The organism is Streptomyces sp. NBC_00878, from assembly GCF_026341515.1.
Taxonomy (GTDB): Bacteria; Actinomycetota; Actinomycetes; order Streptomycetales; family Streptomycetaceae; genus Streptomyces.
In genome coordinates this window covers 3231484-3247904 of sequence record NZ_JAPEOK010000001.1, presented here as the reverse complement: position 1 = coordinate 3247904, position 16421 = coordinate 3231484, and the positions used below count along the sequence as shown (strand labels likewise).

10 protein-coding genes and 1 pseudogene are annotated in these 16421 nt (G+C 69.8%); 4 read left to right on the top strand and 7 right to left on the bottom strand.

From position 1 onward, the window contains the following. Positions 1-129 precede the first annotated feature (129 nt). From OHA11_RS13300 to OHA11_RS13290, 3 genes and pseudogenes are all read right to left on the bottom strand, one after another. Positions 130-822 carry a response regulator gene (locus OHA11_RS13300; protein WP_266495692.1) on the bottom strand — a complete coding sequence of 231 codons (693 nt, stop codon included), beginning with the start codon at positions 820-822 and terminating at the stop codon, positions 130-132. Next, entirely contained in the window at positions 819-2642 is a 1824-nt protein-coding gene (locus OHA11_RS13295; RefSeq protein WP_266495689.1) for a sensor histidine kinase, read from the bottom strand. Before OHA11_RS13295 ends, OHA11_RS13300 begins: the two co-directional genes overlap by 4 nt. 169 nt (positions 2643-2811) lie before the next feature. Further along, positions 2812-3048 (bottom strand): annotated as a pseudogene (locus OHA11_RS13290) (RNA-guided endonuclease TnpB family protein); the annotation flags it as partial. A 134-nt stretch (positions 3049-3182) separates the two neighbouring features. Between OHA11_RS13290 and OHA11_RS13285 the strand changes: the two are divergent. From OHA11_RS13285 to OHA11_RS13270, 4 genes are all read left to right on the top strand, one after another. Next, on the top strand, positions 3183-4568 hold the full coding sequence (locus tag OHA11_RS13285; protein WP_266495687.1) for a cation:dicarboxylase symporter family transporter: 1386 nt from the start codon (positions 3183-3185) through the stop codon (positions 4566-4568). A gap of 330 nt (positions 4569-4898) precedes the next feature. Next, positions 4899-5327, top strand: coding sequence for a MerR family transcriptional regulator (locus OHA11_RS13280; protein WP_266495684.1), 429 nt, complete (start codon positions 4899-4901; stop codon positions 5325-5327). Next, complete coding sequence (gene trxA, locus OHA11_RS13275) at positions 5324-5656, top strand: thioredoxin (protein ID WP_323186558.1); 333 nt, start codon at positions 5324-5326, stop codon at positions 5654-5656. Before OHA11_RS13280 ends, trxA begins: the two co-directional genes overlap by 4 nt. A gap of 118 nt (positions 5657-5774) precedes the next feature. After that, positions 5775-8069, top strand: coding sequence for a UvrD-helicase domain-containing protein (locus OHA11_RS13270; protein ID WP_266507131.1), 2295 nt, complete (start codon positions 5775-5777; stop codon positions 8067-8069). Positions 8070-8237: 168 nt separating this feature from the next. On the opposite strand, the gene glgB is transcribed toward OHA11_RS13270, so the two are convergent. The 4 genes from glgB to OHA11_RS13250 form a co-directional block, all read right to left on the bottom strand. Next, complete coding sequence (gene glgB, locus OHA11_RS13265) at positions 8238-10463, bottom strand: 1,4-alpha-glucan branching enzyme (protein ID WP_266507129.1); 2226 nt, start codon at positions 10461-10463, stop codon at positions 8238-8240. A 218-nt stretch (positions 10464-10681) separates the two neighbouring features. After that, complete coding sequence (locus OHA11_RS13260) at positions 10682-12085, bottom strand: phosphotransferase (RefSeq protein ID WP_266495681.1); 1404 nt, start codon at positions 12083-12085, stop codon at positions 10682-10684. Positions 12086-12229: 144 nt separating this feature from the next. Further along, positions 12230-13930, bottom strand: a complete 1701-nt coding sequence (treS, locus tag OHA11_RS13255; RefSeq protein WP_266495678.1) for a maltose alpha-D-glucosyltransferase — start codon at positions 13928-13930, stop codon at positions 12230-12232. Next, complete coding sequence (locus tag OHA11_RS13250) at positions 13927-16284, bottom strand: alpha-1,4-glucan--maltose-1-phosphate maltosyltransferase (RefSeq protein WP_266495676.1); 2358 nt, start codon at positions 16282-16284, stop codon at positions 13927-13929. The genes treS and OHA11_RS13250 overlap by 4 nt, the downstream gene beginning before the upstream one ends. Between the last annotated feature and the right edge of the window lie 137 nt (positions 16285-16421).

Sequence of the window (16421 nt, the reverse complement as noted above, 5' to 3'; positions counted from 1 at the left end):
TGCCCCGAGAACCTAAGAGCGTTGGTCGTGTCAGGTCAATGATTTTGGAGGAGTGGTCCGCCACAGTGCGTGCGTTTTCGCACACTCAAGGTGCTGTCCGGGCCCGCCAGTTGCTGTCCGGGCCCGGCTTCAGCTCTTGACCCACCGGTACTGCAACTCCGGTCTGCCCACCTGTCCGTACTGCGGGCTGCGCCCCGCTCTCCCCGCGTCCACCAGGTGTTCCAGATAGCGCCGGGCCGTGATCCGGGAGATCCCGACGGCCTCGGCCACGCCCGTCGCGGTCAGCCCCTGGTCGCAGTCCCGCAGCGCCCGCGTGACCCGCTCCAGGGTGGGCGCGCTCAGCCCTTTGGGCAGGGCCGCCGGACCGGGGGCCCGGAGGGAGGCGAGGGCGCGGTCGACCTCGTCCTGACCGCTGGCCTCGCCGACCGCCGCGTGGAACTCGGCGTAGCGGACGAGGCGGTCCCGGAGGGTGGCGAACGTGAACGGCTTCAGTACGTACTGCACGACCCCGAGTGAAACCCCCTCCCGCACCACCGTCAGGTCGCGTGCCGAGGTCACCGCGATGACGTCGGCGTGGTAGCCGGCGGCGCGCAGCGAGCGGGCCAGCTGCAGGCCGTGGACGTCCGGCAGATGCAGATCGAGGAGGAGCAGATCCACCGCCATACGGTCCAGCGCCCGCCGCGCCTCCGCGCCGGTGTGGGCCTTACCGACCGCCGTGAACCCGGGCACCCGCCCCACGTACAGCACATGCGCGTCCGCCGCGACGGGGTCGTCCTCGACGACGAGGACGCGGATGTCCCGAGAGGGGGTGGTCGCGCTCATCGGGGGCCTCCGTGCGGGGTGGGCTTCGACGCGGGCGTCAGCTTTGACGCGGGCGTCGGCTTCGGTGCGGGTGCGGGTGCGGGTGCGGATGTGAGTGTGGGCCCGTGTTCGGGCTCGTGTTCGCGTTCGGGTGCGGGCATGGCGGGCTCGTGCCCGGCCTCGTGCCCGGCGCGGACCTTGGTCCGCCCCTGTCCCTGCCCCAGTCCCTGCCCCAGTCCCCGCCCCGCCGTCGGCAGCGGCAGTCGTACCTCGAAGGATGCTCCGCCGCCCGGCGCCTCCGTCACGGTCAACGTTCCGTCGTGGCGGGCCACGGCCTGGCGTACGAGGGCCAGGCCGAGACCCCGGCCGCCGGGACCGGACGGCTTCGTGGACCAGCCGCGCTGGAAGACCGCTTCCGCGTGGGCCGGGTCCACGCCCGCCCCGGTGTCGACGACCCGGAGGACCAGCCCCTCGGCGTCCGCGAGCGCCGTGACCGTGACGCGGGCGCCGACCGAGCCCTGCGCCGCGTCCACCGCGTTGTCGATCAGGTTGCCGAGGACCGTCACCAGGTCACGGGAGGGGAGGGACTCGGGGAGCAGGCCGTCGTCGATGCTGCTGTCCTCGGAGACCACCAGCTCGACGCCGCGCTCGTTCGCCTGGGCCGTCTTGCCCAGGAGCAGCGCGGCCAGTACCGGCTCGCTGACCGCCGCGACGACCTGGTCGGTCAGCGCCTGGGCCAGCTCCAGTTCGGCCGTGGCGAAGTCGACGGCTTCCTCGGCACGGTCCAGCTCGATGAGCGAGACGACGGTGTGCAGGCGGTTCGCCGCCTCGTGCGCCTGCGAGCGCAGGGCCGTCGTGAAACCGCGCTCGGAGTCCAACTCGCCCATCAGCGACTGGAGTTCCGTGACGTCGCGCAGGGTCACGACCGTGCCCCGGCGCTCGCCGCCCGACACCGGCGAGGTGTTCACGACGAGTACGCGCGAGTCGGTCAGATGGACCTCGTCCACACGCGGCTCACCGGACAGCAGCGCCCCCGTCAGCGGCGTAGGCAGGCCGATGTCCGCCACCGAGCGGCCCACCACGTCGTCGGTCACGTCGAGCAGCTCGCGCCCGCCGTCGTTGATCAGCGCCACCCGGAACTGCCCGTCCAGCATCAGCAGCCCCTCGCGCACGGCGTGCAGCGCGGCCTCGTGGTAGTCGTGCATCCGGCTGAGCTCGGCCGCGTTCATCCCGTGGGTGGAGCGTCGCAGCCGGGCGTTGATGACGTACGTACCGACGGCGCCCAGGGCCAGCGCGGCGGCCGCGACGCCGAACAGGGCCTGCACCTGGCCCTCGACCCGCTGGCTGATCTCGTCGACCTTGATGCCCGCGCTGACGAGGCCGACGATGCGGCCGTCGTCGTATATCGGTGTGACGGCCCGCACGGACTCGCCGAGCGTGCCGGTGTACGTCTCGGTGAAGGGGTGGCCGAGGAGCGCGGGCCGCGTGTGGCCGACGAAGGGCTTGCCGATCAGGTCCTTGTTGGGGTGGGTCCAGCGGATGGCCTTGCGGTTCATGATCGTGACGAAGTCGACCTCGGCGTCGCGCTGCACCGCCGTCGCGTACGGCTGGAGCGTCTTCGTCGGGTCGGCGGTACGGATGGCCTCCCGTACAGAAGGGGAGTCCGCGACGGACTGGGCCACCCCCATGGCCTGGCGGCCCGCCGCGTCCTCGGCCTGGCTGCGGTCGCTGATGTACGTGAAGAGCGCGCAGCCCGCGACCACGACCGCGACGAGCACGGCCTGCATGGCGAACAGCTGACCGGCCAGACTGCGCGGCCGGGGGGCACGGGGGAAGCGCATGGAAACAGTGTGCCTCGCCCTTGGGCGCTGCCGTCCTCCTGCGTCCCGTCTGTCGTTCCTTACTGTGCGGGCTCCGCGCGGAGGACGGGCGGACGCGACGCACGACGGACGGACGGCGGACGGACGGATAGGCGCGAACTAATTGACTTCTCCCCACTCCGAAACCTGACTTGAAGCGCGGATAGGCGGAGCGCCTCTCGAAGAAGTTGGTGAACGCACCTTGCAGATGCCGCAGCGTCTGTTGTAGAAGAACCGACGAGACCTCGGCCAGGAAGGCGTACTCCTCGGTCTTCTTCCACTCGGTCAGCAGTGCCGATGTCTGGACGTAGTTGATCGGGCGGTGCTCGGAGAACCATGCCGTGGTGCGGGCCTGCAGGGCCAGGTTGTAGACCTTGCGCACGCATCCGATGTATCCACCGGCTTGTGAACGAAATGAACGGAAGGGTGACCGGCCTCACAAGGCGGGAGATAGTCACCGACAACCCCCGGACGTGAGCCGCACGCCGGATGATGCCGACGACGTCGTCAAGGAGGGCAGCCGTGACCAGTACACCCGATACGGCACCTGCCGCTCCCGCTGCCAAGCGGGACCGCACCCACTACCTGTACATCGCGGTGATTGTCGCCGTGGCCATCGGCATCGCCGTGGGCTTGATCGCCCCCGATTTCGCGGTCGAGCTGAAGCCGATCGGTACCGGCTTCGTGAACCTGATCAAGATGATGATCTCGCCGATCATCTTCTGCACGATCGTGCTGGGCATCGGCTCGGTACGGAAGGCCGCGAAGGTCGGTGCGGTCGGCGGTATCGCGCTCGGCTACTTCTTGGCCATGTCGTTCGTCGCCCTGGGCATCGGCCTGGTCGTCGGCAACATCCTGGAGCCGGGTACGGGCCTCGCGGTGACCGACGCGATCAAGGACGCGGGTCATGAGCAGGTCACCGAGGCCAAGAACACCGAGGAGTTCCTGCTCGGGATCATCCCGACGACGATCGTCTCCGCGTTCACCGGCGGCGAGGTCCTGCAGACCCTGCTCATCGCGCTGCTCGCCGGGTTCGCGCTCCAGGCCATGGGTTCGGCCGGTACGCCGATCCTGCGCGGCGTGGAGCACATCCAGCGTCTCGTCTTCCGCATCCTCGCCATGGTGATGTGGGCGGCGCCCATCGGTGCCTTCGGCGCGATCGCGGCGGTCACCGGCTCGGCGGGTGTGGACGCCCTCAAGAGCCTCGCCGTCCTGATGCTCGGCTTCTACCTCACCTGTTTCCTCTTCGTCTTCATCGTGCTCGGCGCGATGCTGCGGGTCGTCGCGGGTCTCAACATCCTCACGCTGTTCAAGTACCTGGGCCGTGAGTTCCTGCTGATCCTGTCCACCTCCTCCTCGGAGTCCGCGCTGCCGCGGCTCATCGCGAAGATGGAGCACCTGGGTGTCAGCAAGCCCGTCGTCGGCATCACCGTCCCGACCGGCTACTCCTTCAACCTCGACGGCACCATGATCTACATGACCATGGCCTCGCTGTTCATCGCCGACGCCATGGGTACGCCGATGTCGATCGGTGAGCAGATTCCGCTGCTGCTGTTCCTGCTGGTCGCCTCGAAGGGCGCGGCGGGTGTGACCGGCGCCGGGCTCGCGACGCTGGCCGGTGGTCTTCAGTCGCACAAGCCGGCGCTGGTGGACGGCATCGGCCTGATCGTCGGTATCGACCGCTTCATGAGCGAGGCCCGCGCGCTGACGAACTTCGCCGGCAACGCGGTCGCCACCGTCCTGATCGGTACGTGGACCAAGGAGATCGACAAGGGTCGCGTCGACCAGGTGCTCGCGGGGCAGCTGCCCTTCGACGAGACGACGCTCCTGGACGACGGCCATGGCTCCGCCCCCGCCGCCGACGAGGCCCCGGACCAGCCGGAGGGCAAGGCCCTGGCGAAGGCCTAGCCGCAGGCAGTACCGGGCCGAGGCCCGGGGCACCCGGAAAACTCCGGGCGACTGGGTAGGTTCCCCCGCCGCTCAGTCGCCCGGTCACTTCACCCACTGCACCCCCCCGTTCACCACCCCCGCACCCCCCTCCCCCCTCCCCGTTTACCACCCCCTGCTCCCCGGCATCGGCCGGTGGCCCCGGCTCTCCCCGGTCGGGCCACCGGCCGATGGCCTTTTTGCGGCGAGGGGGATCACCGTCGGCATTCCACCAGGTTCCCCATCCCCGCTGCCGCCACTGCCGCCACCGGCGTTGCCTTGACGTCAGGGGCAAGGATTACGTTCGTACGTATGCGAATCGGCGAGCTGGCGGCGCGGGCCGGGACCACCACGCGGACCCTCAGGTACTACGAGTCGCGGGGGCTGCTGCCCGCGCGGCGGGGGAGCAACGGGTACCGCGCGTACGACGAGGACGATCTCAGGCTGCTGCGGCAGATCAGGACGCTGCAGGACTTCGGGTTCGACCTGGAGGAGACGCGGCCCTTCGTGGAGTGTCTGCGGGCGGGGCATCCGGAGGGCGACTCCTGCCCGGCGTCGCTCGCCGTGTACCGGCGCAAGCTGGGTGAACTCGACGCGCTGATCGGTGAGTTGCGGGCCGTGCGCGCGCACGTCGGAGAGCAGTTGGCGCGCGCCGAGCGGTCGAGGGACGAGCTGGCGGCCGAGGCGGAGGTTCCGGGTGGTCCGGAGCCGGTGTGCGAGCTGGGAGGGATCCTCAAGTGATCAAGGCGGCGGGTGTGGCCGAGGTGCGGGACGCGGACTTCGAGGCGGAGGTGATCGGGGCGGAGCTGCCCGTGCTGGTGGAGTTCACGGCGGACTGGTGCCCGCCGTGCCGGCAGATCGCGCCGGTGCTGAGCGCCGTCGCCTTCGAGGAGGGCGACCGGCTCAAGGTGGTGCAACTGGACGTGGACACGAACCCGGAGACCACGAACGCGTACGGGGTGCTGTCGATGCCCACGCTCATCGTGTTCCGGGACGGGCAGCCGGTGAAGTCGATGGTGGGCGCCCGGTCGAAGCGACGTCTGCTGGAGGAACTGGCCGACGTGCTGTAACCGGGGTAAACAAGAAATCCCCCGCAGGTAATTGCCTGCGGGGGATTTCTCTGCGTATATTGAATGGTTCGTGACTTCAGAGAAAATGAATCACGAAGAAGTTCACTAGGCGCAGTATATCCGGCCGGGAGCGGAATTGTCAAACAGGGGATCGCACACAGAATTCACCGACGAAGAATTGAGGCGTGAGCAGGAATTCATCGACGGCCTGTACGCGCGCGTGGACGCTCTGCGCGGCGATACCGAGGCCTCGGTGGCGGACGCGCTCGCGCAGGGCAGCACGCCGAGGCAGGCCCGCCTGGAGCGGGACGTCCTCGTCGCCGAGCGCTCGGGCCTGCTCGCCGCGCTCAACGCGGTGGAGGGCTCGCTCTGCTTCGGCCGTATCGACCTGACCACGGGACTCACCCACCACCTCGGCCGTATCGGCATCCGCGCCGACGACACCGAGCACACCCCGATCCTGATCGACTGGCGGGCCCCGGTCGCCCGCCCCTTCTACCTCGCCACCGGCCACACCCCGATGGGCCTGCGCCGCCGTCGGCACATCACCACCGAGGGCCGCTCGGTCGCCGCCCTGCACGACGAGATCCTCGACCTGGGGGACCAGCAGCGCACCGGGCACGAGGACCCGACCGGCGACGCCGTGCTGCTCGCCGCGCTCAACTCCGCGCGCACCGGCCGCATGAGCGACATCGTGCAGACCATCCAGGCCGAGCAGGACCGCATCATCCGCGCCCCGCACCGCGGTGTGCTCGTGGTGGAGGGCGGCCCGGGCACCGGCAAGACGGCCGTGGCGCTGCACCGGGCGGCCTATCTCCTCTACGAACACCGGGAGTTGCTCGCCAGGCGGGCCGTCCTGATCGTCGGCCCGAACCCCGCGTTCCTCGGCTACATCGGCGAGGTCCTGCCCTCGCTCGGCGAGACGGGCGTGCTGCTCGCGACCGTCGGCGAGCTGTACCCCGGGGTGAAGGCGACCGCGTCCGACACGCCCGAGGCCGCCGCCGTGAAGGGCCGCGCGGAGATGACCGAGGTCCTCACCGCCGTCGTACGCGACCGTCAGGCGCTGCCCGACCCGGTGATCGCCATCGAGCACGACCGGGACATCCTGATGCTCGACGCCGGTCTCGTACGCGTCGCCCGTGACCGCACCCGCGAGGCGCAACTGCCGCACAACGCGGCCCGCGAGCACTTCGAGGGCCACATCCTCAACACCCTCACCGACATGCTGGCGGAGCGCATCGGTACGGACCCCTTCGACGGCACGAACCTGCTCGACCCCAGCGACATCACGCAGATGCGCGACGAGCTGGCCGAGAACCCCGAAGTGTGGTCCGCCATCGACCAGTTGTGGCCGCGCGTCACCCCGCGGCGGCTGATCGCGGACTTCCTCGCCGAACCCGACGCGTACGTGTCCGAAGCCGACGCGGACGCCATCCGCCGTACGGTGACCCGGGCCTGGACCACCGCCGACGTCCCCCTCCTCGACGAGGCCGCCGAACTCCTCGGCGAGGACGACCGGTTGGTGCGGGCGGCGGCGGAGCGGGAGCGCAACCAGCAAGTCGCTTACGCCCAGGGCGTGCTGGACGTCTCCTACGCCTCCAGGACGTACGAGTTCGAGGACATGGACGACGAGGACGCCGAGGTCCTCTCCGCGCACGACATCATCGACGCCGAGCGGATGGCCGAGCGGCACGAGGAGGACGACCACCGCAGTGCCGCCGAACGGGCCGCGGCCGACCGGACCTGGGCGTTCGGGCACATCATCGTCGACGAGGCGCAGGAGCTGTCGCCGATGGCGTGGCGACTGCTGATGCGTCGTAGCCCCACGCGTTCCATGACCCTCGTGGGCGACCCGGCCCAGACGGCCGACGCGGCGGGCGTCGGCTCGTGGTCGGACATCCTCCACCCGTACGTCGAGGACCGCTGGGAGCACACTCGCCTCGCGGTCAACTACCGCACGCCGTCCGAGATCATGGACCTGGCGGCGGCCGTCCCGCGCGCGGAGAACCCGGACTTCGAGCCGCCGAGCTCGGTCCGCTCGACGGGCGTACGTCCCTTGGTGCGGGAGGCCACCGACGCCGCCGAGCTGCCCGGCGCGGTGGAGAAGGCCGTGGCGGAGCTGGCTCCGGCCGAGGGGCGGCTCGCGGTGATCGCGCCGCGCGACCTGCACGCGGAGCTGGCCGCGCGGCTGGACGGGGTCACGGCCGGGGAGGAACCCGACCTCACCCGTGCGGTCGTGTTGCTGGATCCGCGTCAGTCGAAGGGGCTGGAATTCGATGCGGTGCTCGTGGTCGAGCCGGGGCGGTACGGGACGAGTGACTTGTATGTGGCTCTGACGCGGGCCACGCAGGCGTTGGGGATCGTGTACGCGGGTGCGCTGCCGCGGGCGCTGGCGAAGGCGGTGAGCGGATAGGCAGTTCTGGGGGCTGCGCCCCCAGGCCCCCGCTTCGGCCTGAACGGCCTCGTCCTCAAACGCCGGACGGGCTGAAGATCAGCCCCTCCGGCGTTTGAGGAACGGGGGTTCGGGGGCGGAGCCCCCGAGGGACGGGAATGGGTAGGGGCGGCGGGGGCGAAACAATGGCTACGCCGGCCGCAGCCACACCGTAGCCAGCGGTGGCAGCGTCAGGCGGATGCTCGCCGGGCGGCCATGACAGCCCTGGGCGTCGGGCTTGACCGGGTCGGGGTTCGTCACGGCGCTGCCGCCGTAGCGGCCCGCGTCCGTGTTCAGGACCTCGTGCCACGCGGGCACGTCATCAGGAACACCGAGCCGGTACTCCTGCCGCACCACCGGCGAGAAGTTGGACACGGCGAGCAACGGCGAGCCGTCCCCCGCATGGCGGAGAAACGCGAACACGTTGTCCTCGACCGCGTCCCCCACGATCCAGGCGAACCCGGCGGGATCGCAGTCCCGCTCCCAGAGGGCGGGAGCCTGCCGGTACACGGTGTTGAGGTCCCGGACGAGGTCCCGCACACCCCGGTGATCGGCCTCCGCCCCGTACGACGGGTCGAGCAGCCACCAGTCGGGCCCGTGCTGCTCGGACCACTCCGCGCCCTGGGCGAACTCCTGACCCATGAAGAGGAGTTGCTTGCCGGGGTGCGCCCACATGAAGCCCAGGTAGGCCCGCTGGGTGGCCCGCTGCTGCCACCAGTCGCCCGGCATCTTGGACACCAACGACCGCTTACCGTGCACGACTTCGTCGTGGGAGATCGGCAGGACGTAGTTCTCGCTGTACGCGTACACCATCGAGAACGTCATCTCGTGGTGGTGGTACCTGCGATGGACCGGCTCGTGCGCGACATAGCCGAGCGAGTCGTGCATCCAGCCCATGTTCCACTTCAGGCCGAAGCCGAGCCCCCCGAAGCCGCCCGGCCCGATGTGGTGGGTCGCCCGCGTGACGCCGTCCCACGCCGTCGACTCCTCGGCGATCGTGACGACTCCCGGCTCCCGCCGGTACAGCGTGGCGTTCATCTCCTGGAGGAAGGCGACCGCGTCGAGGTTCTCCCGGCCGCCGTGGACGTTCGGCGTCCACTGGCCCGGCTCGCGTGAGTAGTCGAGGTACAGCATGGACGCCACCGCGTCGACCCGCAGGCCGTCGATGTGGAACTCCTCGCACCAGTACACCGCGTTGGCGACCAGGAAGTTGCGCACCTCCCGGCGCCCGTAGTCGAACTCCAGGGTCCCCCAGTCGGGGTGCGCCGCCCGCAGCGGATCCTCGTGCTCGTACAGCGGCCGGCCGTCGAACTCGGCCAGCGCCCAGTCGTCCCGCGGGAAGTGCGCGGGCACCCAGTCCATGATCACGCCGATTCCGGCCCGGTGCAGGGCGTCGACGAGGTACTTGAAGTCGTCCGGCGTGCCGAGCCTGGCGGTCGGCGCGTAGAAGCCGGTGACCTGGTAGCCCCACGAGCCGCCGAACGGGTGCTCCGCCACCGGCATCAGCTCCACATGCGTGAAGCCCAGGTCCGAGACGTAGCGCGGCAGTTGGTCGGCCAGCTGACGGTACGTCAACCCCGGTCGCCAGGACGCCAGATGGACCTCGTACACCGAGAACGGCGCCTCATGGGCCGGCCGGTCGGCGGCCCGCCGCGCCATCCACTCCCCGTCCTGCCACTCGTGACGCGAGGCGTGCACGATGGAGGAGGTGGCGGGCGGGATCTCCGTACGCCGCGCCATCGGGTCGGCCCGCATCGTCTTGGAACCGTCGGGCCGGGTGATCTCGAACTTGTAGAGCTCGCCCTCGCCGATCCCGGGAACGAACAGCTCCCACACCCCGGTCGACCCCAGCGACCGCATCGGAAAGGCCGTGGCGTCCCAGAAGTTGAAGGACCCGGCCACCCGCACTCCACGGGCATTGGGCGCCCACACGGTGAAACGGGTGCCGCTCACCCCGTCGTGCACCATCGGCTCGGCACCGAGCGCCTTCCACAGCTGCTCGTGCCGCCCCTCGCCGAACAGATGCAGATCGAACTCGCCGATCGTGGGCAGGAACCGGTACGCGTCCTCGGTGTCCTGGACCTCCCCCTCGTACTCCACGAGCAGCCGGTACGCGGGCACCTCCCGCAACGGCAGCACGGCGGAGAAGAGCCCCTCGCCGTCGTCGTGCAGTTCGGCCCGCAGCTCCCCGGTGACGACCGTCACGGACAGCGCGTACGGCCGCAGCGCCCGGAAGACCACCCCGCCGGGCACGGGATGGGCCCCGAGCACGGCGTGCGGTTCGTGATGCGCGCCCCCGAGCAGCCGCTCCCGGTCACCCCGGTCCAGCACGGCCAACGGCCGCACCTCCTGCACGGGCGGCTCCACATCGCGCACGGGCTCCGCGACCGCGGGCTCGGCCTCCGCGCTCTTCGGCTTCTTGGCGGGCGGGTTCGGGGGCGTCACGGGTGGGGCCTCCTCGACGGAGTCGACGGTGGTGAGAGGGCGGGAGGGGAGGGAGGGGAGGGAGGGGGAGATAGCGGGCGGGAGGGCGGGAGAGGTCTTGCGGGGCGGCCTACGGGAACGTAGGGGGATGCATGCGAATGTACGGGACGCTACGACGCTCCGGAGAGGGCCAGGCGGCGGACCGCCGTCATCGGTACCGGGAGCCAGTCCGGCCGGTGCCGTGCCTCGTACACGACCTCGTAGATCGCCTTGTCCGTCTCGTACGCGCGCAGCAGCACCGGATCCGTCCGCGGATCATGTCCGTCGGCCTCGGCGTACCCGGAGCAGTAGGCCGCCCGGCAGGCGTCGGCCCAGCCGGGCACGGCGGACGCGTGCGCGTGCGCCGCGTAGTCGAAGGAACGGAGCATCCCGGCCACGTCCCGCGCCGTCGGCTGCGGCATCCGCCGCTCGGCGAGCGGCTTGGCCGGTTCGCCCTCGAAGTCGATCAGCGACCAGTCCCCGGACGGCGACCGCAGACACTGCCCGAGGTGCAGATCCCCGTGGATCCGCTGGGCCGTCCACGTCTCGCCCTCGCCCGCCAGATCGGCGAGCGCCTCGAAGGCGGTGTGCAGACCGGGGGCGTACGGCCGCAGCGTGGGCACCGCCTGGGCGGCCGCCTCCAGCCGCTCGGTCATCCCGGCCACGAGCAGCTCCATCTGGCCGCGCCCCATGGTCACCGTGGGCAGCGCCCGCGCCAGCGCCATGTGCACCTCGGCCGTGGCCCGCCCCAGCGCCCGTGCCTCGGCGCTGAAGTCCTCGCCCTTGGCGAGCTCGCGCAGCGCGAGCTCCCAGCCGTCCGCCGCACCCTGGACGAAGGGCTGCAGCACACCCAGTACGTACGTCTCGTCGGCCAGGTCCGCGAGCATCCACCCGGCGGGCGCCGGAACCCGGGGGCAGCCCTCGCGGGACAGCACCAGCGGCAGCTCCAGGTCGGGGTTGTCCCCCGGCACGACCCGCCGCAACAGTTTCAGGATGAACGTATCTCCGTAGACGATCGAGGAGTTGGACTGCTCGGCCGTCACCAGCCGCGGCACCAGGCCGTCCCGGATCTCCTGCCGCATGTCCCGCTCGAAGCGCAGGTCGCCGATGCGCGTCCGCGTCCGTAGCGCCTCCAGGAGCACATCGGCGGGCCGCGGATCGTGCAGTGCCTCGTACACGGCCCGGCCTGCCAGCGGCCCCTCGGTCGGATGCCCGATCAGCGCGGGCGCCAGCCGTGGCGGCAGCGTCTCGCGCACCCCGATCAGGAGCTGGTAGCAGTCGGCCGGGTGCGCGGCGGCACCCTGCGTCGGTACGAGCGGCTGATGCGCCCGTACGAGCAGATGCAGCAGCCCCAGCTTCGCGTCCCACGGCAGCACCTCTGCCGCCGCCACCAGCGAGAACCCGGTGACGGGGCGGCCCTTGCCCGCGAACCACCGCTGCCGTGGCAGCCACTCGCGGAGCAGTGGATCGAGTGACGCCAGGAGACCGGGGCTGTCCGAAGCGGAGTGCACGGAACGGGTGACGGCTTCCGACATCGCGTCGCGTCCTTTCCCCAGGACCCGGAGACCGGGTGAGTCGGGGTGTTACTGATGCGTGCCCAAGGCGGGGCGAGGGAAACCGCCCCACCCTTCTTCTACTCCTACCTGCTTCTCCTGCTCGTTTCTACGCCGAGCCTGTTTCTACGCCGAGTCCTTGCGGAGTCGGAACCAGTAGAAGCCGTGGCCGGCGAGGGTGAGGAGGTAGGGGAGTTCGCCGATGGCGGGGAAGCGGACGCCGCCGATGAGTTCGACGGGGTGGCGGCCGTTGAAGGCCTGGAGGTCGAGTTCGGTGGGCTGGGCGAAGCGGGAGAAGTTGTGGACGCACAGGACGAGGTCGTCGCCGTGTTCGCGGAGGAAGGCGATGACGGCGGGGTTGGAGGAGGGCAGTTCGGTGTAGGAGCCGAGGCCGAAGGCGGGGTTCTGCTTGCGGATCTCGATCATGCGCCGTGTCCAGTGCAGCAGCGACGAGGGGGAGGACATCGATGCCTCGACGTTGGTGACCTGGTAGCCGTAGACCGGGTCCATGATCGTCGGCAGGTACAGCCGTCCGGGGTCGCTGGAGGAGAAGCCGGCGTTGCGGTCCGGTGTCCACTGCATGGGGGTGCGGACGGCGTCGCGGTCGCCGAGCCAGATGTTGTCGCCCATGCCGATCTCGTCGCCGTAGTACAGGATCGGGCTGCCGGGCAGGGAGAGCAGCAGGGCGGTGAAGAGTTCGATCTGGTTGCGGTCGTTGTCCAGGAGGGGGGCCAGGCGCCGTCGGATGCCGATGTTGGCGCGCATGCGGGGGTCTTTGGCGTATTCCGCGTACATGTAGTCGCGTTCTTCGTCGGTGACCATTTCGAGGGTGAGCTCGTCGTGGTTGCGCAGGAAGATGCCCCATTGGCAGCCGGAGGGGATGGCGGGGGTTTTCGCGAGGATTTCGGAGACGGGGTAGCGGGATTCGCGGCGGACGGCCATGAAGATGCGGGGCATGACGGGGAAGTGGAAGGCCATGTGGCATTCGTCGCCGCCGGCGCTGTAGTCGCCGAAGTAGTCGACGACGTCCTCGGGCCATTGGTTGGCCTCGGCGAGGAGGACGGTGTCGGGGTAGTGGGCGTCGATCTCCGCGCGGACGCGTTTGAGGACTTCGTGGGTGGCGGGGAGGTTTTCGCAGTCGGTGCCCTCTTCGGCGAAGAGGTAGGGGACGGCGTCGAGGCGGAAGCCGTCGATGCCCAGGTCGAGCCAGAATCGCAGGGCGGAGACGATTTCTTCCTGGACGGCGGGGTTTTCGAAGTTGAGGTCGGGTTGGTGGGAGAAGAAGCGGTGCCAGTAGTACTGCTTGCGGACGGGGTCGAAGGTCCAGTTGGAGGCTTCGGTGTCGACGAAGATGATGCGGGCGTCGGGGTATTGCTTGTCGTTGTCGGCCCACATGTAGTAGTCGCCGTAGGGGCCGGTGGGGTCGGTGCGGGACTGCTGGAACCAGGGGTGCTGGTCGCTGGTGTGGTTCATGACGAAGTCGATGATGACGCGCATGCCGCGTTGGTGGGCGGCGTCGACGAATTCGACGAAGTCGGCGAGGTCTCCGAATTCGGGGAGGACGGCGGTGTAGTCGGAGACGTCATATCCCCCGTCCTTCAGGGGTGATTTGAAGAAGGGGGGGAGCCAGAGGCAGTCGACGCCGAGCCATTGCAGGTAGTCGAGTTTGGCGGTGAGGCCTTTGAGGTCGCCGATGCCGTCGCCGTTGCTGTCCTGGAAGGAGCGGACGAGGACTTCGTAGAAGACGGCGCGTTTGAACCACTGTGGGTCCCGGTCTTTTTGCGGGGTGTCTTCGAACGTGTCCGGGACGGGCTCGTTGACGATCATGGTGTGGGTGACCCTCCGGTTGGCGGTGAGGACGGTCGCAGGACGGTCAGTACGTGCGCGGCTCGGTGGCCGGGCGCCAGGCGTACGTAGTTGGTCCTGCCCCAGTGGTAGGTCTCGCCGGTGAGCTCGTCGCGCACCGGCATCGACTCGTGCCAGTCGAGGCCGAGTCGTGGCATGTCCAACGAGACCGTGGCCTCCTGGGTGTGGTGAGGGTCGAGGTTCACGACCACCAGAACCGTGTTCGATCCGCTGCGTTTCGAGTACGCGATCACCGCCTCCTTGTCCGCCTGGTGGAAGTGCAGGTCGCGCAGTTGCCTCAGGGCCGGGCTGCGGCGCCTGACCGCGTTGAGTTCGGCAATCAGAGGGGCGATGCTACGACCGTCGTGTGCCGCCGACTCCCAGTCTCGCGGACGTAGTTGGTATTTCTCGGAGTCCAGGTATTCTTCGCTCCCGTCCCGCACCGGGATGTTCTCGCACAGCTCGAATCCGCTGTAGACACCCCAGGCCGGCGACAGGGTCGCGGCCAGTACGGCCCGCAGTTCGAAGGCCGGACGGCCGCCCTGCTGGAGGAATTCGTGCAGGATGTCGGGGGTGTTGGCGAAGAAGTTGGGCCGCATGTACGCGGCTGCCTCGCCCGACAGCTCGGTGAGGTATTCGGTCAGTTCCGCCTTGCTGTTACGCCACGTGAAATAGGTGTACGACTGCTGGAAACCGATCGCGCCGAGCGTGTGCATCATCGCCGGGCGGGTGAACGCCTCGGCCAGGAAGATCACATCGGGATCGGAGCGGTTGATGTCCGCGATCACCTGTTCCCAGAAGATGACCGGTTTTGTATGCGGGTTGTCGACCCGGAAGATCCGTACCCCGTGACTCATCCAGAACCGCAGAACCCTGAGCGTCTCCTGGATCAGGCCCGGCATGTCCTTGTCGAAGGCGATCGGGTAGATGTCCTGGTATTTCTTCGGCGGGTTTTCCGCGTACGCGATCGTGCCGTCCGGGCGGTGGTGGAACCACTCCGGGTACTTCTGGACCCACGGGTGGTCCGGCGAGCACTGGAGCGCGAAGTCCAGGGCGATCTCCAGGCCCAGCTCAGCGGCCGTGCGTACGAAGGCGTCGAAGTCCTCGATCGTGCCCAGGTCGGGGTGGACGGCGTCGTGTCCGCCCTCCGGTGAGCCGATCGCCCAGGGCACTCCGACGTCGTGCGGGGTCGCGTCGAGCGTGTTGTTGGGGCCCTTGCGGAAGGTCGTGCCGATGGGGTGGATCGGTGGCAGGTACACCACGTCGAAGCCCATCTCCGCGACAGCGGGCAGCCGGTGCGCGGCGGTCCGGAAGGTGCCGCTGACCGGCGGCTTGTCCGGCTCGACCACCGCGCCCTCGGAGCGCGGGAAGAACTCGTACCAGGAGCCGTACAACGCCCGCTCCCGCTCCACCAGCAACGGCAGCCGACGGGCCGACGAGACCATTTCGCGCAGGGGGTGGCGCGCCAGGACGTGGTCCACGTCGGGCGTGAGCGCGGCGGCGAGACGGGCCGTGGCGGGGCGGTCGGTGTCGCGCAGGGCGGCCACGGCCGCGAGGATCGCGTCACGGCGGCCCTTGGACTTCGGTACGCCGGCCGCCGCGCGCTCGTACAGCAGCGCGCCCTCCTCCAGGACCAGTTCCGTGTCCATGCCCGCCGGGATCTTGATCCGCGCGTGGCGGCGCCAGGTGGTGATCGGGTCGCCCCAGGCCTCCACGGTGTAGGTCCAGCGGCCCGGCTCCGGTACGGCGACGGTGGCGCCCCAGCGGTCCGTGCCGGGCGCCAGCTCGCGCAGGGGCGTCCAGGAGCCCGCGCGGCCTTTCGGATCGCGCAGGACGACGTTCGCGGCGACCGCGTCGTGGCCCTCGCGGAAGACCGTCGCGGAGATCTCGAAGGACTCGCCCACCACGCACTTGGCGGGGCGGCGGCCGCCCTGAACGAGGGGGCGCACGTCCAGGACGGGGATGCGCCCGATCGTGGGCTTGGTCCTGGCGGCGGCGGCGGTGGTGGCCGTGGCAGCGGCGACGCGGGTGGCGCGCTTGGTGGTCGTCGACCGCGAGGGCTTCGGTGACTTCGCCGCCTTCGCGGGTTTCACCGCTTTTGCGGTCTTGGTCGCCTTCGCGGCCTTGACTGCCTTGGTGGTATTGGCTGTTTTGGTCGCCTTTGCGGTCTTGGTGGTTTTGTTGGTCTTCGAGGGTTTGGCGGCCCTGGCTGTCTTGGCTGTTTCGGCGGTCCGGACCTGCGGCGGCTGGGGCTGGTCGGCCTTCTCTTCCGGTTCCGGGGGTGCGGTGGTGCTGGGGGTCGGAGGTGGTGACGGCTGGTGGTGCATGGCGGGCATGACCGCTCCTGTCCGCGTCAACGTTGGTGGGCGGATGAGGGTGTGGGGAGGTGGGTCCTGCTGGGCGTACCGGTGGAGCCTTCCCACTCTTTTCGGGTGGGCAATCCGGCACTTTGTTAACTACTCGCGCGTATGTC

What these genes read in the sequence shown, in the direction of transcription:
- OHA11_RS13250 (WP_266495676.1), bottom strand. Translation starts at nt 16,284, where the DNA reads ATGCCCGCCATGCACCACCAGCCGTCACCACCTCCGACCCCCAGCACC.
- OHA11_RS13300 (WP_266495692.1), bottom strand. Translation starts at nt 822, where the DNA reads ATGAGCGCGACCACCCCCTCTCGGGACATCCGCGTCCTCGTCGTCGAG.
- OHA11_RS13280 (WP_266495684.1), top strand. Translation starts at nt 4,899, where the DNA reads ATGCGAATCGGCGAGCTGGCGGCGCGGGCCGGGACCACCACGCGGACC.
- OHA11_RS13260 (WP_266495681.1), bottom strand. Translation starts at nt 12,085, where the DNA reads ATGTCGGAAGCCGTCACCCGTTCCGTGCACTCCGCTTCGGACAGCCCC.
- OHA11_RS13295 (WP_266495689.1), bottom strand. Translation starts at nt 2,642, where the DNA reads ATGCGCTTCCCCCGTGCCCCCCGGCCGCGCAGTCTGGCCGGTCAGCTG.
- treS (WP_266495678.1), bottom strand. Translation starts at nt 13,930, where the DNA reads ATGATCGTCAACGAGCCCGTCCCGGACACGTTCGAAGACACCCCGCAA.